The 19,172-nt window shown below is 73.2% G+C and carries 18 protein-coding genes and 3 pseudogenes; 15 read left to right on the top strand and 6 right to left on the bottom strand.

Annotation, left to right across the window (positions count from 1 at the left end):
• The first annotated feature begins 268 nt into the window (after window positions 1–268).
• From DK419_RS10955 to DK419_RS10945, 3 genes are read left to right on the top strand one after another with little or no spacing between them, the layout of a single operon-like run.
• A complete protein-coding gene (locus DK419_RS10955; protein WP_109962243.1) occupies window positions 269–2,005 on the top strand; it encodes a putative bifunctional diguanylate cyclase/phosphodiesterase in 1,737 nt (578 codons plus the stop codon).
• Window positions 2,002–2,628: a BLUF domain-containing protein gene (locus DK419_RS10950; RefSeq protein ID WP_109959101.1), complete on the top strand. Its 627-nt coding sequence runs from the start codon at window positions 2,002–2,004 to the stop codon at window positions 2,626–2,628. Before DK419_RS10955 ends, DK419_RS10950 begins: the two co-directional genes overlap by 4 nt.
• The gene (locus DK419_RS10945) at window positions 2,592–2,867 is read left to right on the top strand and encodes a hypothetical protein (protein ID WP_109959100.1); all 276 of its coding nucleotides are present in this window, start codon (window positions 2,592–2,594) and stop codon (window positions 2,865–2,867) included. Before DK419_RS10950 ends, DK419_RS10945 begins: the two co-directional genes overlap by 37 nt.
• Before the next feature lie 619 nt (window positions 2,868–3,486).
• Here the strand turns inward: DK419_RS10945 and DK419_RS10940 are convergent.
• The 4 genes from DK419_RS10940 to DK419_RS10925 are packed head-to-tail and all read right to left on the bottom strand — an operon-like array spanning window position 3,487 to window position 7,276.
• Window positions 3,487–4,080, bottom strand: a complete 594-nt coding sequence (locus tag DK419_RS10940; protein WP_109959099.1) for a class I SAM-dependent DNA methyltransferase — start codon at window positions 4,078–4,080, stop codon at window positions 3,487–3,489.
• 10 nt (window positions 4,081–4,090) lie between these two features.
• Entirely contained in the window at window positions 4,091–4,828 is a 738-nt protein-coding gene (locus DK419_RS10935; RefSeq protein WP_109959098.1) for a PIG-L deacetylase family protein, read from the bottom strand.
• Window positions 4,828–5,949 (bottom strand): acyl-CoA dehydrogenase family protein, encoded by a 1,122-nt coding sequence (locus DK419_RS10930; protein WP_109959097.1) that lies wholly within the window; start codon window positions 5,947–5,949, stop codon window positions 4,828–4,830. Before DK419_RS10930 ends, DK419_RS10935 begins: the two co-directional genes overlap by 1 nt.
• 55 nt (window positions 5,950–6,004) lie before the next feature.
• Window positions 6,005–7,276 carry a glycosyltransferase family 2 protein gene (locus DK419_RS10925; RefSeq protein ID WP_245442902.1) on the bottom strand — a complete coding sequence of 424 codons (1,272 nt, stop codon included), beginning with the start codon at window positions 7,274–7,276 and terminating at the stop codon, window positions 6,005–6,007.
• A 136-nt stretch (window positions 7,277–7,412) separates the two neighbouring features.
• Here DK419_RS10925 and DK419_RS10920 point away from each other — a divergent pair, with 136 nt between their 5' ends.
• From DK419_RS10920 to DK419_RS10900, 5 genes are all read left to right on the top strand, one after another.
• A complete protein-coding gene (locus tag DK419_RS10920) occupies window positions 7,413–8,570 on the top strand; it encodes an MFS transporter (protein WP_109959095.1) in 1,158 nt (385 codons plus the stop codon).
• Complete coding sequence (locus tag DK419_RS10915) at window positions 8,570–9,742, top strand: MFS transporter (RefSeq protein ID WP_109959094.1); 1,173 nt, start codon at window positions 8,570–8,572, stop codon at window positions 9,740–9,742. The genes DK419_RS10920 and DK419_RS10915 overlap by 1 nt, the downstream gene beginning before the upstream one ends.
• Window positions 9,743–9,770: 28 nt before the next feature.
• Window positions 9,771–10,451 (top strand): outer membrane protein, encoded by a 681-nt coding sequence (locus tag DK419_RS10910; RefSeq protein ID WP_208642304.1) that lies wholly within the window; start codon window positions 9,771–9,773, stop codon window positions 10,449–10,451.
• Window positions 10,452–10,927: 476 nt separating this feature from the next.
• Complete coding sequence (locus tag DK419_RS10905) at window positions 10,928–12,028, top strand: hypothetical protein (RefSeq protein WP_109959093.1); 1,101 nt, start codon at window positions 10,928–10,930, stop codon at window positions 12,026–12,028.
• 145 nt (window positions 12,029–12,173) lie between these two features.
• Window positions 12,174–12,620 (top strand): hypothetical protein, encoded by a 447-nt coding sequence (locus tag DK419_RS10900; protein ID WP_109959092.1) that lies wholly within the window; start codon window positions 12,174–12,176, stop codon window positions 12,618–12,620.
• Between the two features lie 79 nt (window positions 12,621–12,699).
• Here DK419_RS10900 and DK419_RS10895 read toward each other — a convergent pair whose 3' ends face one another.
• Complete coding sequence (locus DK419_RS10895; RefSeq protein ID WP_109959091.1) at window positions 12,700–13,263, bottom strand: DUF892 family protein; 564 nt, start codon at window positions 13,261–13,263, stop codon at window positions 12,700–12,702.
• A 310-nt stretch (window positions 13,264–13,573) separates the two neighbouring features.
• Here DK419_RS10895 and rpsO point away from each other — a divergent pair, with 310 nt between their 5' ends.
• The 6 genes and pseudogenes from rpsO (at window position 13,574) to DK419_RS10865 (ending at window position 18,209) form a co-directional block, all read left to right on the top strand.
• The gene (gene rpsO / locus DK419_RS10890; protein ID WP_048444669.1) at window positions 13,574–13,843 is read left to right on the top strand and encodes a 30S ribosomal protein S15; all 270 of its coding nucleotides are present in this window, start codon (window positions 13,574–13,576) and stop codon (window positions 13,841–13,843) included.
• 242 nt (window positions 13,844–14,085) lie between these two features.
• Window positions 14,086–16,255 (top strand): annotated as a pseudogene (gene pnp / locus DK419_RS10885) (polyribonucleotide nucleotidyltransferase).
• Between the two features lie 194 nt (window positions 16,256–16,449).
• Window positions 16,450–16,647, top strand: a complete 198-nt coding sequence (locus DK419_RS10880) for a type II toxin-antitoxin system HigB family toxin (RefSeq protein WP_342587219.1) — start codon at window positions 16,450–16,452, stop codon at window positions 16,645–16,647.
• Between the two features lie 96 nt (window positions 16,648–16,743).
• On the top strand, window positions 16,744–17,208 hold the full coding sequence (locus tag DK419_RS10875; protein ID WP_245442901.1) for a hypothetical protein: 465 nt from the start codon (window positions 16,744–16,746) through the stop codon (window positions 17,206–17,208).
• A 23-nt stretch (window positions 17,209–17,231) separates the two neighbouring features.
• A pseudogene (locus DK419_RS10870) lies at window positions 17,232–17,869 on the top strand (glutathione S-transferase family protein).
• A 97-nt stretch (window positions 17,870–17,966) separates the two neighbouring features.
• Window positions 17,967–18,209, top strand: coding sequence for a YgaP-like transmembrane domain (locus DK419_RS10865; protein WP_109959090.1), 243 nt, complete (start codon window positions 17,967–17,969; stop codon window positions 18,207–18,209).
• A 148-nt stretch (window positions 18,210–18,357) separates the two neighbouring features.
• Here the strand turns inward: DK419_RS10865 and DK419_RS10860 are convergent.
• Window positions 18,358–18,636, bottom strand: a pseudogene (locus DK419_RS10860) (GlsB/YeaQ/YmgE family stress response membrane protein).
• A 176-nt stretch (window positions 18,637–18,812) separates the two neighbouring features.
• Between DK419_RS10860 and DK419_RS10855 the strand changes: the two are divergent.
• A complete protein-coding gene (locus tag DK419_RS10855; protein ID WP_109959089.1) occupies window positions 18,813–19,172 on the top strand; it encodes a RidA family protein in 360 nt (119 codons plus the stop codon).

The following is a 19,172-nucleotide window of genomic DNA, read 5'->3' as shown; positions in this document are numbered from 1 at the left end:
ATGACGAAGCATTAGGTATGCGCCGAGACCACGGCGGAGCTTGTCGTCTCTTGCGCCGTTACGATCCCGTGCGGCGGTGAAACCGCCCGGCCGATGCTCGGCCGGCGCGAGACCTGGCACCGGTTCTTCCGGCTGATCGCCCGGAGAGACGAAGCATTAAGCGCTGCAATATAGTCCTATCCAGTATCGAACCCGCGCCGAGACGGCGTCCCCCGCGGAGCCCGACACGCCTCCCATGACCGCCCTCCCCTCCGCCGCGCTGCGCTGCATGCCGGGTCTCTCGCCGGGTCTCTCGCCGGATCTCGCCCCGGACAGCGGGCGCCCCCGTGCGGACGGGCCGGGTCGGGCCGCGACGCCGCGCCTCGCCCGCGGTCTCGATGCCGTCCGGCACGGCTTCCTGATGATCGATACGCGGGGTCGCGTCGCCGTCTGCACCGGGCCGGCCCTGGCGCTGCTGGCCCGGCTCGGCCTCGACGGCGCGCCGTCCCTGCGCCGTCTCCTGCGCCTCGCCCGCGCCGGTTCCGGCCTTACCATCCGCGAGATCGTCACCCGCCTCGGTGCCCGCGCCGTGCTCGACGTGGCCGCCGGCGGCCACAGCGTCCAGGTCGAGATGCACCCGGTCCCGGACGAGGGCGTCGCCCTGGTGCTGGAGGACGTCAGCGCCCGCCGGGCGGCGGAGAGCCGGGCCCACGACCTCGCCCGCCTCGATCCGCTCACCGGGCTGCCCAACCGCCTGCAGCTGCGTGAGCACCTCGACGCCGCGCTCGGGCGCCTGCAGCGCACCGGCGAGGGCTGCGCGGTGCTCCTCGTCGACCTCGACCGCTTCAAGCCGGTCAACGACACGCTCGGCCACCCGGTCGGCGACGCGCTCCTGCACAAGGTGGCCGACCGCCTGCGCTCGATGGTCCGGGCCGGCGACACCGTCGCGCGGATCGGCGGCGACGAGTTCGTGGTGCTGCAGGCCGGCGTGTCCGCGCCCGACGAGGCTCAGGCGCTGGCGCGCCGCGTCGTCGACCTCGTCGGCCGCACCTACATGATCGAGGGCCAGCTGCTCTCGATCGGGGCGAGCGTCGGCGTCGCCCTCGCGCCGGCCGACGGGTACGACGCCGACCGGCTCCTGAAGAACGCCGACCTCGCCCTCTACCGCGCCAAGCTCGACGGGCGGGGCACGTTCCGGTTCTTCGAGCCGGCGATGGACGCGCGGATGCAGGCGCGCCGGCGCCTCGAGCTCGACATGCGCCAGGCGCTCGCCCGGCGCGAGTTCCAGCTCCACTACCAGCCGCAGCTCAACCTCGCCGACGAGCGCCTGGTCGGGTGCGAGGCGCTGATCCGCTGGCGTCACCCGGAGCGCGGCCTGGTCTCGCCCCTCGACTTCATCCCGCTCGCCGAGGAGATCGGCCTGATCGTGCCGATCGGCGAGTGGGTGATCCGCCAGGCCTGCCGCGACGCCGCCTCCTGGCCGCGGCCGCTCTCGGTCGCCGTCAACGTCTCGCCGGCCCAGTTCAAGAGCGACCGCCTCGTCGAGACCATCGTGTCGGCGCTCAGCCATGCCGGCCTGCCGGCATCGAGGCTCGAGATCGAGATCACCGAGGGCGTGCTGCTGCAGGACAACGAGAAGACCCTGCACACCCTCCATCGCCTGCGGGCGCTCGGCGTGCGGGTGTCGATGGACGATTTCGGCACCGGCTACTCGTCCCTGAGCTACCTGCGCGCCTTCCCCTTCGACAAGATCAAGATCGACCGCTCCTTCGTCTCCGACATGGAGGACAAGGCCGACGGCGAGGCGATCATCCGGGCGATCGCCGGCCTCGGCCGCAGCCTCGGCATGACCACGGTGGCGGAGGGCGTCGAGACCGCCGAGCAGCTGCGCCGCATCCGGGCCGAGGGCTGCACCGACGTGCAGGGCTACCTCATCAGCAAGCCGCTGCCCCCCGACGACCTCCTGCGCCTCCTCGCCGCCGGCTCCCCCTTTCCCCGGACTCCACCCGTGAGCGATCCGTCATGAGCGACCTGTACCGCCTGGTCTACGCCAGCAAGAACCTGCTCCAGGGCCCCGACCACGAGGTGACCGCGGCGGTGCGCCGGATCCTCGCCGCCTCGCAGGCCAACAACCGCCGGGTCGGCGTCACCGGCGCCCTGATGTTCAACGGCGGCGCCTTCGCGCAGGTGCTGGAGGGGCCGCGGACCGGCGTGGAGGACACCTTCGAGCGCATCCAGCGCGACGAGCGCCACGGCGACGTCACGGTGCTGCAATGCGGCCCGGTCGAGGCCCGCGGCTTCCCGGACTGGTCGATGGCCTTCGTCGGCCAGTCCGCCCGCGGGCAGGCCCTGTGGTGCGGGCTCGCCGCCGAGAGCGGCTTCGACCTCACCCGCCTCGACGGCGACGGGGTGTTCGCGATGCTGCACGGCCTGGTGCTGGAGGAGGAGGGCACCCCGATCGCGGCCGCTCCGGTCGCGGCGGTGCCCGTCCCGGTCACCGGGGCCGCGCCCTCGGCCGCGTCCGTGGCGACGCCCGCCCGTCCGATCCCGGCCGAGGCATCGCTGCCGGCGGCACCCCGCCGGAGGCATCCCCGTCCTCGCCGGCGGCCCCTGTGCCGGAGCCGGGATCCGCGGCGCTCCCCGTCCTGAGGACGGCGCTCGCCCGCGAGCGCGACCGGGCGCATGCCCTGTCGGCCGAGGTCGACGAGCTTCAGGTCGCCCTGGCGGTCGGCCGCGACCGGATCGAGGCCCTGTGCGCCGAGCGCGACCACTGGGCCGAGCGGGCGCGGGTGCTCGCCGAGCTTCTGTGCCGCGAGGCGGAGGAAGTGCGCTCCACGGCGGGAGAGGCGCCGCGGAGCGCGCGGATGGCCGGCCGCGCGGCGGCCTGAGAGCCTGCCGTTTGCCGACATGTCGCGAGGGCTCGGGCGGTTCGTCGATCGCGCGGGGCGCGCCGTCGAATACGTCCGCCACGTAGGCGGCAACAGCGGGAGCGTTGAGCTGCCGATACAAAGAAGCATCCCTACCCTCTGTTCAGCGTCTCATTCCACCCCTGGAGTTAGCTAAGCGCAGCTTTCGTGGCGAAAGGTGGCGTGACACCCACTGAACGATCCAGCACGCGGCAACCTCTCTGCACGACCTCGCTCTGCGCATCAGCGTACCGATACCGCAGCGCCTTGGAACGGATCCGTTCCAAGGCGCTGGCTGAGCCCGAACGGGCGTCGGCATTGATGCGCCGGACGCCTCGGCATCGACGTGTCGATGCCGAGGTGCAAGGGTATGATTTATGCAAGAACCGGCTTGATCAGGTTGAAACCTGGCCCTCCGGCTGGAAGATGCGGGATACGCGCTCCGACCACCGCAATGGCCTCGGCGGTCCCGGCCTGCTCCCTCGGCCCGATCTCTCGACCGGATCATGCGATACGAGGACGCGGGTTCGCGCACCGGGGCCCCTTCGCCCGTTCCGACCCTCGGGGAGAGGCGAGGCCGGCGCGCCGTGCCGGTCCGCCGCTACCCGGCCTCCCTCCCCCGCAGCACGTCGAGCCGGTACTGCCCCGTGCGCACCTGCCGGTCGACCGCCAGGCGGTCGCGGGTCCCGGAGATGAACAGGTCGGCGGCCTCGTCGCCGGTCAGCGGGTAGTGCGTCTCGCCGGTCCAGTGAACCAGAACGACGTCGCCGCCGGGTGCCAGGCTGGCGCGGACGCGGTCCGCCAGGGCGGCGACGTCGCCGGTATCGAGGTAGTAGACCACCTCCGACAGGAGGATCAGGTCGAAGGTGCCCTCCGGCCACTCGCCCGGCACCTGGGCCCGCAGCAGGCGGACGCCCGGCCGGTCGCGGCAGCGCGCGCGGGCTTGGTCGAGGGCGGCCTCGGCGACGTCGAGGGCGAGGAGCGCGTCGCAGCGTTCCGCCAGGGCGGCGGTCAGGACGCCGATCGAGCAGCCGACCTCCAGCGCCGAGGCGTAATGGGCGCGGGGCAGGGCCGCGAGGGTGGCGGCGTACTTGCTCCGCTCGTAGGGGCTGTCCGCGAAGTTCCACGGGTCGGGATCGGCGGCGTAGCGCTCGTCGAAGTAGCCGGGGGGCAGCGAGGTCGTGTGCCGGGTCATCGGGGTCTCCTCACGGCGCGATCTCGAGGAAGATCTCGTGCTCCCGCCCGAAGCGGGCGAGCATCGCCGGCTCCAGGCGAAAACCGTCGGGATCGTCGGCGATGAGGTCGGTGGTCTGGGAGCGGTGGGCGGCGATCGCCGCCGCCTTGGCGTCGCGGTGAGGATGGATCGCGAGGCGGGCGCCCCGGGGCGGCGCACCGACCTCGGTGGCGGGCGGCAGCGTCCAGCCCCAGACCGGGTAGGCATGGAGCGCGACGCCCCCGAGCAGGGTCCGGGCGAGGCCCGCGATGGCCGCGCTCGCCCCGTGGTCGCAATGCGGGTCGTGCGCCCAGGTCACGAACAGGGCGCCGGCCCCGCAGGACCGGGCCGCGGCGGCGATCGCCCCGGCCGCCGCCTCGGCCTCGGGGCCGGACGCCGGCACGAACCGGTCGGGCAGCCGCAGGAAGGCGACGTGCTCGGCCGAGAGCCCGAGGGCGGCGGCCGCCGCCAGGGTCTCGGATTCGCGTAGGGACCGCAGGCGCTCGGGCGGGTGGCTCGGCGAGTTCGGGTGCGAGCCGACCCCGTCGCTCACCACGACGAGGCGGACCGGCACCCCGCGGGCGCAGGCCTCCGCGATGAGCCCGCCGCAGCCGAGACTCTCGTCGTCCGGGTGCGGCGCCACCACGACGATCCCGCCCGACGGCACGATCTCGCGCAAGCTGCGCACCGGCAGCGCCTCGGCGGCGGCGAGGAAGGCGTCGGCCCGCATCAAGGCGCCTCCCGCCACAGGGCGGCGACCGGCTCGTCGGCGGCCAGGATCGTCGCGGCGGCGCCGGTCAGCGCCCGGTCGGGGGCGGGCTGGCGCAGGTAGGTCGCGAGGTCGCGCGACAGCCGCTCCAGCGGATGCCCGCGCAGGAAGCCCTGGAGGCCGACCGAGCGCTGGGCGAGGCCCAGCACCTCGAGCCCCGCCCGCTCGACCGCGAGGCGGGTCAGGTTGACGAAGGCGACGATGCGCTCGGCCGGCAGCGCATCCTCCGCGACGAGGCCGGCCGCCCGCGCCACGAACAGGCGGGCGCCTTCGAGGGCGATGGCGCCCTCGCCCAGCCGCGCGAGCTGGTGGGGGTCGTCGCCCCGCCCGGTCCGGGCGAGGTGGCCGCGCCAGGCCTCGAACACCGCCTCGACGCCGCCGAGCTGCACCGCCGCGAAGCGCCAGGCCCCGCCGGAGAAGTGCGGCTGGCGGTGGTAGTCGTCCGGCCCGCCGAGGACGGCGAGCGGCGCGAGCCCCGTCATGTCGACGGTGCCGGTGGCCGAGGCGCGCATGCCGTGCGCGCGCCAGGCCGAGAGGTCGGCCCGGGTGCCGGCTTCGAGGGCGGCGACGAGCATCAGCGGCGCCTCCTCCCCGGGCCGGCGCGCCGTCACCAGGGCGCGGGTGACGTAGCCCGCGCCCGACGCGAAGGTCTTGCACCCCGTGAGCCGCCCGTCCCCGCCCAGCACGAGGCCGCCGGACGGGGGCTCGGTGTTCCACACCCCGAACAGGTGGCCGGCGCGAGCATCCGCGAACAGGGCGCGCCGCGCCGCCGGATCGCCGTAGCGGGCGACGAGCTGGAGCGCGTTGACGTGGCCCTCGTAGACCCGGCCGAGCGCCAGGCTGCCGAGGCCGACGAGGCGCAAGGCCTCGGCGAGGTCGGCCGCCCCCGGCTCCTCGCCGAGGCCCGCGCCGCCCTCGCCCGCCGGCACCGGCGCGGCGAGGAGGCCGGCCCGGGCGAGGTCGGCCACGTCCTCGGCCGGGAAGCCGCCGTCGTGGTCCTGCGCGTCGGCCCGTGCCGCGGCGCGACCCGCGACGAGGCGGGCGGCCGCGACGGCGTCGCGGACGGGGGGCCGCGGGTCCATCGGGATGTCCTCGTGACAAGGCGCGGTCGGGCGCGGGGTCGCGGGCGGGTCGAGGTCAAGCATTGCCGGCCTCCTCCGAGGCGGGTCCGAGGGCGGGCCGGGCCCGTCCCGGGGCGAGGGCGCGGACGGCGCGCAGGGCCCGCACCCCGCGCCGCAGCCCGGACAGAAGCCCGCGCGCGCCCGCGATGTGCCGCGGCAGCGCGCCGGGGCGCAACGCGCGGTAGGCGAGGAGCGGGCTTTCCGCCTCGATCGCCGCCAGCCGGGCGCCGAGGGTGGGCAGGCCGGCGATGCGGCGCGCCTCCTCGCGCCCGATCCGCAGCCAGGGCGCCCAGAGCCGGGTGCGGTCGAGCCGCCCGGCCGCGTGCAGGCGCCGCAGCCGGCGCCCCCAGGCGAAGCGGAACAGGGCGCGCCACACCGGCTCGAGGCGCGGGTCGCAGGGGCTCTCCGGCACCGCGCAGCGCTGGCGCATCGTGTCGGCGGCGCCTCCCGGGGCCCGGCCGTCGAGCCGGCCCGAGGTGACGACGACGATGTCGGGGGCGTGCCGCACCCGGGCATCCGCCCGCAGCAGGGCGGCGACGAAGGCCCGGTCCTCGCCCAGCGGGATCGCCGGCAGGCCGCCCGCGGCGCGGTAGGCGCTCAGGCGCACCGCGAGCGTGGCGCCCGAACGGGTCGCGTGCCGCGGCCAGGGATCGTGGGCGACCGGGTCGACCAGCGCCTCGAGGGCGATGAGCAGCGCCTCGTAGGTGCCTTCGAGCCGGCCTCGCGCGTGGAGCGCGTCCGGCAGGCGCGCCGCCTCCTCGGCGTCGAGGGCGATGGTGCCGGCGATCGCGTCGGCGCCCTGGGCCAGCGCCGCGAGGTTGCGGGCGATCCAGTCCGGCGGCACGCGGCTGTCGGCGTCGGTGGTGAGGATCACGCCGTCCGGAGCCGCCTCCTCGAGCCGGGTCTCCTCGAGCCAGGCGGCGGCCGCCTCCATCGCCTCGCGCCGGGCCCAGCCGGCATGGGCTCCGGAAAAGTCGCGCTCGATCACCCGCAGTTGCAGGCGCAGGCCGGGCCGCAGGGCGGCGACGGCCTCCGCGGTGCCGTCGGTGCAGTTGTTGAGGAACAGCACGACGCCGATCGCGTCCGGCCCGACCTCCTCCTGCCCGGCGAGCGCCGACAGGCAGGCGCCGATCCGGTCGACCTCGTTGCGCACCGGCACGGCGACGACGCAGCGCGGGGCGGGCGGAGCGCCCGGCTCCGGCATCCGGGCCCGGCCCGACGACGTCCGACCCCGGGTCGGGCCCGGGTCGGGGCCCTCCCGCAGGTCTTGCCCTTCTCGATCGATCACGCGCGGCGTCTCCGGCGGGCCACCTCGGTCGCACTGCTCGGTCGCACTGGCAGCCCTTGGACGGCAACATATGTCATACCCCACCCTAGTTCTCTGGGGTGCGACCAAATCGACCGTGACTCCCTGAAAGGCCGGCATGCCGCCCACGACCAGCCTGCTGGCCCTCAACGTCGCCCTGGCGGGCGCGCGGGAGGGGTTCGGCCCGTTTCTCGGCGTCTACCTGCAGCAGCAGGGCTTCGCGCCGGCCGCGATCGGCCTCGCCATGGGGCTCGCCGGTCTCGCCGGCCTCGCGGCGACGACGCCGATCGGCGCCCTCATCGACCGCACCAAGGCCAAGCGCGCCCTGCTCGCCGTCGCGGTGGCGGCGATCGCCCTCGGGGCGGCGGGGCTCGTCGCGACGAAGAGCCTGTGGCTGATCGCCCTGGCGCAGCTCGTCATCGGGGTCGCCGACACCAGCATCGCGCCGCTCGTCGCGGCGCTGACCCTCGGGCTCGTCGGGCAGGCCGCCTACGGCCGCCAGGTCTCGCGCAACGAGGCGTTCAACCATGCCGGCAACGCCGCCAACGCGGCGCTCGCCGGGCTCCTCGGCTACACCTGCGGCCTCGGCTTCGTCGCGGTGGCGATCGTCGTGATGGCGGTCGCGTCCTGCGGCGTGCTCCTCACCCTCGATCCCGCGCGGATCGACCACGCGGCGGCGCGGGGCGGCGAGCAGGACGGGCGCTCGACCCTGAGGGTGCTGTTCGGCACCCGCCCGCTCCTGGTGCTGGCCGGCAGCGTCCTGGCGTTCCAGACCGCGAACGGCGCGATGCTGCCCTTCCTCGCCCAGGCCCGCACCGCCGCCGGCGCCGATCCGAGCCTGACCACCGGAATCATGACGGTGACGGCGCAACTCACGATGATCGCCGCGGCGCTCGGTGCGGCCCGCCTCGCCGCGGGGCGGGGCCACGGGCGGGTCCTGGCGCTGGCGCTCGCCCTCGTGGTCCTGCGCGGCGGCCTCGCGGCCTTCGCGGATTCCTGGGGATGGATCATCCCGGTCCAGGTGCTGGAGGGCCTCGCGATGGGGCTCGCCGGCGTCGCCATCCCGGCCCTGGTGGCCGAGATCATGGAGGGCACCGGCCACGCGGGCGCGGGGCTCGGCGGCGTGATGACGGCCTTCGGCGCCGGCGCGACGCTGAGCCCGGTGCTCGCGGGCCTCGCGGCGCAGTATCTCGGCTTTCCCGCCGCGTTCTGGGGGCTGTCCGGCATCGCGGGCGCGGGCCTGGCGCTCTGGCTCCTCGGCCGAGGGGCCGGGTGATGGGCGCCCTTCGGCGAAGCTCCTTCCCGGCCTTCGTCGGCCTCCAGGGCGCGCTCTACGCGGCCTACGGCCTCGAGGCGCCGTTCCTGCCGAGCTTCTTCGGCGAGCGGGGCCTGAGCGCGGCGGAGATCGGGTTCGTGCTCGCCGCCGGGACCCTGGTGCGGCTCGTCGCCGGCCCGGCCGCCGGCCATCTCGCCGACCGCCGAGGCGCGACCCGGTCGGTCCTGGGCCTTGCGGCCGCGGCCTCCGGGATCGTCGCGTTCGCCTACCTTCCCGGGCACGGCCTCGCGGCGCTCCTGGCGGTCAGCCTGCTGCACGCCGCGGCGACGGCGCCCCTGGCGCCCCTCGCCGACGCCCTGGCGCTGGCCGCGGTCGCCCGCGAGCGGGTCTTCTCCTACGGCTGGGTGCGCGGCGCCGGCTCGGCCGCCTTCGTGCTCGGCACGCTCGTCGCCGGCCAGCTCGTCGGGCTCGCCGGCCTCGCGAGCGTCGTGGCGGCGAGCGCGGCGATGTTTCTCGTCATGGCGCTCGCGACGACCCGGGTGCCGGCCGGCGGAACCGACGGCGGCGCCCCGGCGCCGGGCCTGTCGGGGATCCGCGCGCTCCTGGGCCTGGCGCCGTTCCGCCGGCTCCTCCTCGTCGCGGCCCTCGTCATCGGCAGCCACGCCCTCAACGACGCCTTCGCGGTGATCCGCTGGCGCGCCGCGGGTTTGGGCGCCGGCACGATCAGCCTCCTGTGGTCGCTCGCGGTCGCCTCGGAGGTGGTGGTGTTCGTCCTCGCCGGGCCGTGGCTCCTCGCCCGGCTCGGGCCGGCGCGGGCCGCGATGCTCGCCGCCGGCCTCGGCGGGCTGCGCTGGGGCGCCATGGCGACGAGCGGCGCGGTGCCGGTCCTCGCCGTCGCGCAGGCGAGCCACGGCCTGACCTTCGCGCTCCTCCACCTCGCGATCATGCGGCGGATCGCCGAGCTGGTGCCCGAACGCCTCGCCGCCACCGGCCAGACCCTCTACGGCACGTTCGGCCTCGGCCTCGCCTCCGCGATCCTGACCGCGGCGGGCGGCCTGCTCTACGGCGCGCTCGGCGCCGGGGCGTTCTGGATCATGGCGGCCCTGTGCGCCGCCGGCCTGCCGGTGGCAGCGGGCCTGGGCGGCGCGCGCGAAAAGCGGCCGTCTGTCTAGTTCGCGCGCCCTCGGCTATCCTGCCCGCATGACCGGACGCGCCGATTCCCGCTCCCTGCGCCGCCTCGCGGCCCGCCCCCTTCGCCGCCTCGCGGCCCGCCCCCTCGTGCGCCGCCTCGCGGCCTGCCTCGTCCTCGGCGCCTGTGCCCTCGCGCCGGATCCCGGCGCGGCGCAGGGCCTCGTCGGCTTCGGCTACCTGCCCGTCTTTGCCTGGCCGAGGGCCCTGGAAGAGGGACCGGGAGCGGACGGGCGCTGGTCCGGCTCCTACGCCCGGCTGTCGACCGGGTTCGAGGCGGTCTCGTCGCGGCGCTTCGGCAGCTACGCGGGGCCGACCATCGGGTTCGAGGGCGGGCGGCTGTGGCAGGAGGGCCGGTTCGTCTACGGCATCGCCGGCGGGTTCGACTACCTCGCGGCGACCTCCGGCGGCCTGACCCCCGGCTTCGGCGGCCTCAGCTACACCCGCGACTTCGCCGGCGCGGTGCAGGTGAAGGTCGGCACGCTGCTGACGCCGGACGTGCTGCTCTACGCCCGGGCGGGCGCCGCGGCCGTGCACGGCACGCTGCGGGCCGGGGCGACGCCGGTCTCGGCCCCGTTCTCGCGCGACGACATCATCGTGCGGCCCGACGCGCATGTCGGGGTCGAGTGGGCGATCACCGACCGCCTGTCGGTCGCCGTCGAGGCCGGGGTGGTGGGCGGCGGCCTGCGCTGAGCCGGACGGCGCGCTGCGATCGGCCCGCACGGTCGATCGTGCCCGCCAACACAGCTCACGAACTCAGACACATATTTCGCAACATTTACATTCAATTGCCCGGCATTCGATAGGCCAGCCATCTGAAATCGATCGAAATCGCATCGAAAATCAAGAGCTTGGCCGTATAGCTGATCGATCGATGGCGCGCATTTCTCTCGTGTCTCCGGTGTTTCTGCTCGAATGTAGTGTCGCGGCGTCGCAAAAACGCCGTGTTCGGGCTCGCACTCGGGTGGCGGAAGCGTCCCGGTAGGCGCGGCTCGGCCGGCGGCCGGCGCCGCGGCGCGCGGCCGACCGGGCGCTCACACGAGGCAGGCACACGAGGGAGGATCGCATGATCCCGGCCGACCGGACTTCGCCGCGCGGAACTCCGATCCGGCGCCCCGCCCCGCCGATCGCGCGCCCGGAGGCGCGGGCCGGCGAGGGCTGATCCGCCGATGCGCCGCGCCATCATCCACATCGGCACGCCCCGCACCGGCACCTCGTCGCTGCAGATGCTGCTGCACCTCCACCGGGACGACCTCGGCCGGGCGGGCATCCTCTACCCGGCGCTGACGCCGGCCTCCGCCGCCCACCCGCATGCCAGCCACCAGCATCTCGGCGAGACCCTCGACGGACGCCGGCCGCGCCGCGAGCGGGGCGAGCTCCTCGCCGACCTCGACCGGATTCTCGCCGAGACCCGGGCCGACGTCGCCCTCCTCTCCTACGAGAGCCTGTGCCTGCTGCCGCCCTGGCACCGGGCCCCGAAGCTCATCTGCGGCCTGTTCGAGCGCCGCGGCTTCCGGCCCGAGATCCTGATGACGGTGCGCCCGCAGGAAACCTACCTGCAGTCGCAATACACCTGGCGGATCCAGTTCCTGCGCGAGGCCCGGGCCTTCGCGGCGGCGTTCGAGGCCGAATTGCGGGCGCGGCGCTACGATTACTGGCGGGGGCTGCGCCACTGGGCGGGGCAAGCCGCGGGGCGGGTGCACCTCGTGCCGGTGCAGGACCGGCACTCGCGGGCGCCCCTGGTCGAGCGGATCGCGACCGAGCTCGGGATCGCCGACCGGCTGCTGCCGCTCCTGACGCCCGACGACCTCGCCTACCGCACCAACGAGAGCCTGGGGCCCGTGGGCGTCGAGGTGTCGCGCCGCCTGCGGGCGGCCGGGGCCGGCGGGTCGCAGCCGCTCGCCCGCGCGGTCACCGCGCGCATCGACGTCCTGGCGCACGAGCACGGCCTCGACAGCGAGCCGTTCCGCGCCCTCGATCTCCGCATGGTCGCGCGGGTGCGGGAGGTCCATGCGCGGCGCAACGACGCCCTCGCCCGCCGGGTCTGGGGCACCGACTGGGGCACGCGCGTCGCCGACCCGGCGCCCCGGGCGGTGAACGAGCTGGCGCGGCTCGGGCCCGGGACCGGGCGCGAGGCGGAGGTCGCCGAGATCCTCGGGCTCGTCCGCGGCGAGTTCGGCAGCGGGCTCCCGGCCGCCGCGGCAGGCCTGCGCGGACGCGTCGGCACGGCGGCGTCGCAGCTCGTGCGGTTCGCCCGCAAGCTCCTCTAGCGATCGGTCCCGCCGCTCCGTCGGCCCGCATTCGTCGGCTCCCGGAATTTGTCAGTGCTTGGGATCGGATCGATCCGCACCGCGTTGAGCGGCCGGCGCCGGCCCGGCGCCCTCGATCGACGTTCTCGCGATCCCAGGATCAGGCATGAGGTCACCTCCGTTCGCGGCCCGAACCGCCGCCGTGCTGCTCGGCGCCGCGCTCGCCCTGCCCGCCCAAGCCCAAGCCCAGAATCAGGGTGCGGTCCAGACCGCGCCCGCGCCGCCCGTTGGCTCGGCGACGGCGACGCCGGACAACGCCGTGCTGCTGACGGTCTTCCTGCGTCACGACCAGTCGCGGCCGCTCTCCGAGCTGAACGCCCAGCTCGCGAAGCAAGGGTTCTACAAGGCCTTCCCGCCGCCGGGCATGGAGGTGGTGTCCTGGACGGTCGCGATGGGCATCGGCCAGGTCATCGTCCTGCGCCTGCCGGCGACGCGCCTGCGCGAGGTCAACCGCGTCCTCGAGGACACCGCCTGGGGCGCCTACCGCACCGAGTTCTACCCGACCTACGACTACAAGGCTGTGGGGATGGCCGAGCACGAGAGGGCGAAGTAGGCGGCGGCGGAGGCGGAACCTCGAGCCCCGTCCGGCGTGCGGCGTCGGACGGGGCTCGCCCGCTCCGTCGGAAGACGCTCTACCGGTCCGCCTTCTCGCCCCGGGCCTCGCGGGCGACGTAGCCCTTCGTCACCGGCACGATCTGCTCGAAGACCGCCTCGGCCATGCGCTCCTCTTCCCGGAGCGAGAGGCGCAGGGTCTCGACGTCTCCGGCCTGCCCGGCCTCCTCGGCGAGCGCGATCAGCGAGGTGTAGGCGGCGATCTCGTAGGTCTCGACCGAGTAGTCGGTGTAGAGGTTCTTCAAGACCTCGTCGCCCGTCACGCTGTGGACGAGCGCCGCGACGTTGCCCACGGTCTGGGTCACCACGTCCTTGAGGAGCGAGCGGTCCTCGCCGTGGCCGTGCAGCAGGTCGGAGAGGCGGGTGGCCTGCTGGTCGGTCTCGCTCTTGTGCAGCCGCAGGGCCTGGGTCAGCTCGGGATAGTTCTCGTAGCGCTCGATCTGGCGCTGAATCATCTGCGCCGCCTGCTTCTCCAGGGCGTGGGTGTTGCGCAGGGCCGTGACGTAGATCGACTGAGCGGTTTCGTTCGTGGCCGATCCGGTCTCGCTCGCGGTCGTCGTGCTCGCGGTCGTCGTAGGGGTCATCGCGGAGGCCTCGCGTGGCGGGGAATGGCGGGCAAACTGCTCGGGGGTATCCTGGGTTCGACCTCGGCCGTATCGCGAGCGTCCGGCACCGGCGTGACGAAACCGCGCGTGGGACGACGGGACGAGGGGGAGTGGCAAGCGCCGGCTGTTTCGTGTAGAGGTGCGCCACCCTCGCCCGCACACGGCGAGGTTTTTCGCCTTGGCAGACCGCGCTGGACGACATCCCGGCCCGGCCGAGCCCCGTGCGGAAGGCGGCCTCCCTCCGGGGAGCCGCGCACCTCGTGAACCCGTAGCACTGAAAGGACACGCGATGTCGATCACGGCGGAGCGCAAGACCGCGCTCATCAAGGAACACGCCCGCGGCGGCTCGGACACCGGCTCGCCGGAGGTGCAGGTCGCGATCCTCACCGAGCGGATCCAGAACCTCACCGGGCACTTCAAGACCCACACCAAGGACAACCACTCGCGCCGCGGCCTGCTCAAGCTGGTGTCGCAGCGCCGGTCGCTCCTCGACTACCTGAAGCGCAAGGACGAGGCCCGCTACCGCGCCCTCATCGAGCGCCTCGGCATCCGCCGCTAAGGCGCGCTTGCGCGGTTCGGGCACCGGTCCGGGCCGCGTTTTCGCGGGTGAGCCGCCCTTTCCACGAAGGGGCGCTCGCCCGTCCCGGTGGGCCGGAATGGGTCCGGCCGCCCCACTCTGCCGGGACCCGCAAGGATGCGGGCCGCGACCGCCAGGGCAGGATCGCCGGTGGCTCATCGGATGAGCCCCTCGCCGTCTTGCGCTGGCGCCGCCCTCCCGGACCGCAGGAAGGCATGACGACAATGTTCGACGTTCAACGCGAAGAGCTGCTGTGGGGCGGGCGCAAGCTCGTGCTCGAGACCGGCAAGGTCGCCCGCCAGGCCGACGGCGCCGTGGTCGCCACCTACGGCGAGACCTCGGTGCTCGCCACCGTGGTGTCGATGAAGGAGCCGAAGCCCGGCATCGACTTCCTCCCCCTCACGGTGAACTACCAGGAGCGCACCTACGCCGCCGGCCGCATCCCGGGCGGCTACTTCAAGCGCGAGGGCCGTCCCTCCGAGAAGGAGACCCTGGTCTCCCGCCTGATCGACCGGCCGATCCGCCCCCTCTTCGTCGAGGGCTGGCGCAACGACACCCAGCTCGTCGTGACCGTGCTCTCGCACGACCTCGAGACCGACCCCGACATCCTCGCCATGGTGGCGGCCTCCGCGGCGCTGACCCTCTCGGGCGTGCCGTTCATGGGCCCGATCGGCGCGGCCCGCGTCGGCTATGTCGGCGGCCAGTACAAGCTCAACCCGCCCATCCAGGAGATGGAGGGCTCGACCCTCGACCTCGTCGTCGCCGGCACCCAGGACGCCGTGCTGATGGTCGAATCCGAGGCCAAGGAGCTGTCCGAGGACGTGATGCTCGGGGCCGTGATGTTCGGCCACAAGCACTTCCAGCCGGTCATCGAGGCGATCATCCGTCTCGCCGAGAAGGCCGCCAAGGAGCCGCGCAACTTCCAGCCCGCGGACAATTCCGAGGTCGAGAAGGCCGTGCTCGAGGTCGGCGAGACCGACCTGCGCGAGGCCTACAAGAACACCGTCAAGCAGGAGCGCTACGCCGCCGTCGACGCCGTGAAGGCGAAGGTGATGGCCGCCCTTGCTCCGACCGACGGCGAGGCCCGCTTCGAGGCCGAGAAGATCAAGGCCGCCTTCAAGGAGGCCCAGTCGAAGGTGGTCCGCTGGAACATCCTCGACACGGGTTCCCGCATCGACGGCCGCGACGTGAAGACCGTGCGCCCGATCGTGTCGGAGGTCGGCGTGCTGCCCCGCACCCACGGCTCGGCCCTGTTCACCCGCGGCGAGACCCAGGCGCTGGTGGTGGCGACGCTGGGCACCGGCGACGACGAGCAGTTCATCGACGCGCTCTCGGGCACCTACAAGGAGACGTTCCTCCTCCACTACAACTTCCCGCCCTATTCGGTGGGCGAGACCGGCCGCATGGGCTCGCCCGGCCGCCGCGAGATCGGCCACGGCAAGCTCGCCTGGCGCGCCGTGCACCCGGTCCTGCCGGCCGCCCACGAGTTCCCCTACACGATCCGCGTCGTGTCGGAGATCACCGAGTCGAACGGCTCGTCCTCGATGGCCTCGGTCTGCGGCGCCTCGCTGTCGCTGATGGATGCCGGCGTGCCCCTGCGCCGTCCGGTGGCCGGCATCGCCATGGGCCTCATCCTCGAGGGTGAGCGCTACGCGGTGCTGTCCGACATCCTCGGCGACGAGGACCACCTCGGCGACATGGACTTCAAGGTGGCCGGCACGGAGGAGGGCATCACCCTCGCTCCAGATGGACATCAAGATCGCCGGCATCACCGAGGAGATCATGCGGGTGGCGCTCGCCCAGGCCAAGGACGGCCGCGCCACCATCCTCGCCGAGATGGCGAAGGCCCTCACCGCCGCCCGTCCCGAGCTCGGCGAGCACGCGCCGCGCATCGAGACGATGCAGATCCCGACCGACAAGATCCGCGAAGTGATCGGCACCGGCGGCAAGGTGATCCGCGAGATCGTCGAGAAGACCGGCGCCAAGATCGACATCCAGGACACCGGCATCATCAAGATCGCCTCGGCCGACGGCAAGGCGATCAAGGCGGCCTACAACTGGATCCGCTCGATCGTGGCCGAGGCCGAGGTCGGCATGATCTACGAGGGCACGGTCGTGAAGACGATGGAGTTCGGCGCCTTCGTCAACTTCTTCGGCGCCAAGGACGGCCTCGTCCACATCTCCGAGCTCGCCGCCCAGCGCGTCGCCAAGGTCACCGACGTGGTGAAGGAGGGCGACAAGGTGAAGGTGAAGTTCCTCGGCCAGGACGATCGCGGCAAGATCCGCCTCTCGATGAAGGTAGTCGACCAGGAGACCGGCGAGGACCTCACCGAGAAGCTGAAGGCCCAGCGCGACGCCGACCGCTCCCGCGAGCGGCAGCCCCGCGGCGAGTGATCGCCTGACCATCCGGCGGGAGCCTGTCAGGGCTCCCGCCGCCCGGTTCTACGAGAAGCGCGGTCCTGTGGGACCGCGCTTTTTTCGTGTTTGCCGCGAAAGGCTGCGTCAGGCCGGCTGGTTCACTAAGATCCCTTGCGTCCAGATCGAGGCGCTTCTAGTTTCATGGTTATAGCAAATTGCGATAGCCTGCCATGCATGTCATCACCCAAGCGCGCATCTGGGAGGCGAAGCAGCGGTGGCCGCACACGGCGAGCGCACTCGATGCGTGGTACAGGCTGATCAAGGCATCGGCTCCTGCTGATTTCGCCGGCATGAAGGGGCTCTTCCCAGCCACCGACAAAGTCGGCCGTTTCCACGTGTTCGACATCGGTGGCAACAAATTTGCCTGATTGCGATCGTAAATTCTAAATTCGGCAAGATATATATCCAGGACATCATGGATCATTCCCAATACGACAAGGGGAAATGGCGATGACGGTTGTTGTGTGAAGCAGGTTGCCGAGCACTGGTCCTACTTCGCGCCGTTGCTCACCAAACCGACGACGGATGAAGCGTACCAGCGGCTGGTCGAGCAGCTAGACGAGGTGCTGGCCCTCGCCGGCGAGGACGAGGACCATTCCCTCTCCCTACTAGCATCCCGCATGGGCGACCTGATCGAAGCCTATGACGAGGAGCGCCGGCCTCTCCCGATGGCGTCGGGCGCCGAGGTGTTGCGCGCCGTTATGCAGGAGCGCGGCCTAGGGCAGTCCGACCTCCCGAAATCGGGGCACAATCGGTCGTGTCCGAGATCCTGGACGGGAAGCGCCGGATCAACCCGCGTCAGGCGCGAGCGCTGGCTGTTCGGTTCGGCTTTCCGGCTGCGGTATTCCTGGAATTGTGAACCGCCCGCCGCCGTCCTTCTTCCCGCTCAGCCCCGCCTCTGCTTCAAGGTCTATCGCGGGCGCCGCTGATTCGCCCGCCGGGGAGGCAGCGCATGAGCGACGATCTCGTCTTCTACACCCACCCGATGTCGCGCGGGCGCATCGTCCGCTGGATGCTGGAGGAGGTCGGGGCGACCTACCGCACCGAGATCCTCGGCTACGGCCCGGCGATGAAGGAGGCGGCCTACCGCTCCGTCAACCCGCTGGCCAAGGTGCCCGCACTGCGCCACCGCGGCGTCACCGTGACCGAGACGGCGGCGATCTGCGCCTACCTGGCCGACGCCTTCCCGCAGGCCGGCCTCGCCCCGGCGCCGGACAGCCCGGAGCGCGGCGCCTATTACCGCTGGCTGTTCTTCGGGGCCGGGCCGGTCGAGGCGGCGGTGACCAACAAGGCGCTCGGCGTCGTGGTGCCGGACGATCCCCGGATGCGCGCGATGGTCGGCTACGGCAGCCTCGCGGAGGTCCTCGACGCCCTCGAGGGGCGGTCTCGGGCGGCGGGTACCTCGCCGGCGGGCGCTTCTCGGCCGCCGACCTCTATCTCGGCTCGCACCTGATGTGGGGCATGCAGTTTGGCGGAATCGAGCGGCGCCCGGCCTACGAGGCCTACGTGGCGCGCCTCGTCGACCGCCCGGCGGCGATCCGGGCCCGGGAGATCGACGACCGGCTGATCGCAGAGGCCCCGCAGGGCTGAGGACCCCGTCTCCGCCAGGGAACGTCCGCGTCCGGCCGCGTTCGCACCGCGACGAGAGCGGACACTCGTCCGCGCCTTTCAGCCCGACGGAGCCCCCATGGCCAACGACCTGATCAACGACGTGTTCGGCGGCGAGCGCAACCTGACCACCAAGGAGCGCGCCATCTCGGTCGTGCTCGGCCTCGGCCTGGCCGCCGCGGCGGCGCAGCCCCGGCCGAACAAGTTCCTGAGCCTCGCGGCCCTGGTGGCCGGCTCGCTCCTGGCGATCCGCGGCGCCACCGGCCACTGCGCCGCCAAGTCGTTGATGAACGGCGACTCGCACGCGCCGGCGCGCATCTGACGTCGAGGCCCGGGGCGCCCGCGCGGCGCCCCGGATCCGCTCAGCCGACGTGAAAGCTCGGCCGACGTGAGAAGGCCCGCGCCGGGATGCCGGCGCGGGCCTCGCTTCGTTCAGGGGAAGGGCCGGCGGGGGGACGCCGGCCCGACGATCAGAGGGCGGTGGTGCGGCGGCGGCCCTGGATGAAGCCGAAGATCGCCAGAACGATCACGGCCCCGACGACCGAGGCGATCAGGCCGGCGCCCTGGTTGGGTGAGTACCAGCCGGTGATCTGGCCGAGAAGTCGAAAGGAAGACTACGAAGCACCGACTATGCCGAGCAGCGTGGTCATGATGAAGCCGCTCGGCTCGTTGGCCGAGCCGGGCATGATGAACTTGGCGATGACACCGGCGACGAAGCCGATGATGATGGTCCACAGGATCGCAAGCATGGGGGTCTGCCCTTCGGCTCCGCTTCGATGAAGGGCAAACGCGCGGGCCCGCCGTGGTTGCGCCGCGATCGACCCTTCGCGACCGGGTTCCGGCGCGGCGAGGGCCCTTTACGCGGGCCGGGGTTCGACGGCACAAGGCGCCGGAGCGCCGATCCAGGGCCTCGAGGAGTTTGTCGATGACCATCACGCGTTTCGAGACCGGCCCCCGGATGAGCCAGGCGGTGGTCCATAACGGCACCGCGTACCTCGCCGGCCAGGTCGCGGATCAGGTCTCGAACAACGAGGGCGTCGAGGCGCAGACCAAGGACATCCTGGCCCAGATCGACGCGCTGCTCGCCGATGTGGGCAGCGACAAGACCCGGCTCCTCTCGGCCACGATCTACCTCGCCGACATGTCGACCTTCGCCGAGATGAACCGGGCCTGGGACGGCTGGGTCGCCGCCGGCCACACCCCGGCCCGCGCCACCGTCGAGGCGAAGCTCGCCGGCCCGCAATACCGGGTCGAGATCTCGATCATCGCCGCGACCGGGGCCTGA

Source organism: Methylobacterium terrae (genome assembly GCF_003173755.1).
Lineage (GTDB): Bacteria > Pseudomonadota > Alphaproteobacteria > Rhizobiales > Beijerinckiaceae > Methylobacterium > Methylobacterium terrae.
The sequence above is the reverse complement of the archived record's forward strand: the minus strand, read 5'-3'. Positions and strand labels throughout refer to the sequence as shown.

Coding starts and splice junctions, on each gene's coding strand:
- DK419_RS10935 (WP_109959098.1), bottom strand. CDS start 4,828: ATGCGGGCCGACGCCTTCCTCGCCGCCGCCGAGGCGCTGCCGGTGCGC.
- DK419_RS10865 (WP_109959090.1), top strand. CDS start 17,967: ATGGCCAACGACCTGATCAACGACGTGTTCGGCGGCGAGCGCAACCTG.
- DK419_RS10895 (WP_109959091.1), bottom strand. CDS start 13,263: ATGACCCCTACGACGACCGCGAGCACGACGACCGCGAGCGAGACCGGA.
- DK419_RS10855 (WP_109959089.1), top strand. CDS start 18,813: ATGACCATCACGCGTTTCGAGACCGGCCCCCGGATGAGCCAGGCGGTG.
- DK419_RS10880 (WP_342587219.1), top strand. CDS start 16,450: ATGCATGTCATCACCCAAGCGCGCATCTGGGAGGCGAAGCAGCGGTGG.
- DK419_RS10900 (WP_109959092.1), top strand. CDS start 12,174: ATGAGGTCACCTCCGTTCGCGGCCCGAACCGCCGCCGTGCTGCTCGGC.
- DK419_RS10955 (WP_109962243.1), top strand. CDS start 269: ATGCCGGGTCTCTCGCCGGGTCTCTCGCCGGATCTCGCCCCGGACAGC.
- DK419_RS10920 (WP_109959095.1), top strand. CDS start 7,413: ATGCCGCCCACGACCAGCCTGCTGGCCCTCAACGTCGCCCTGGCGGGC.
- DK419_RS10915 (WP_109959094.1), top strand. CDS start 8,570: ATGGGCGCCCTTCGGCGAAGCTCCTTCCCGGCCTTCGTCGGCCTCCAG.
- DK419_RS10905 (WP_109959093.1), top strand. CDS start 10,928: ATGCGCCGCGCCATCATCCACATCGGCACGCCCCGCACCGGCACCTCG.
- DK419_RS10950 (WP_109959101.1), top strand. CDS start 2,002: ATGAGCGACCTGTACCGCCTGGTCTACGCCAGCAAGAACCTGCTCCAG.
- DK419_RS10930 (WP_109959097.1), bottom strand. CDS start 5,949: ATGGACCCGCGGCCCCCCGTCCGCGACGCCGTCGCGGCCGCCCGCCTC.
- DK419_RS10910 (WP_208642304.1), top strand. CDS start 9,771: ATGACCGGACGCGCCGATTCCCGCTCCCTGCGCCGCCTCGCGGCCCGC.
- rpsO (WP_048444669.1), top strand. CDS start 13,574: ATGTCGATCACGGCGGAGCGCAAGACCGCGCTCATCAAGGAACACGCC.
- DK419_RS10940 (WP_109959099.1), bottom strand. CDS start 4,080: ATGACCCGGCACACGACCTCGCTGCCCCCCGGCTACTTCGACGAGCGC.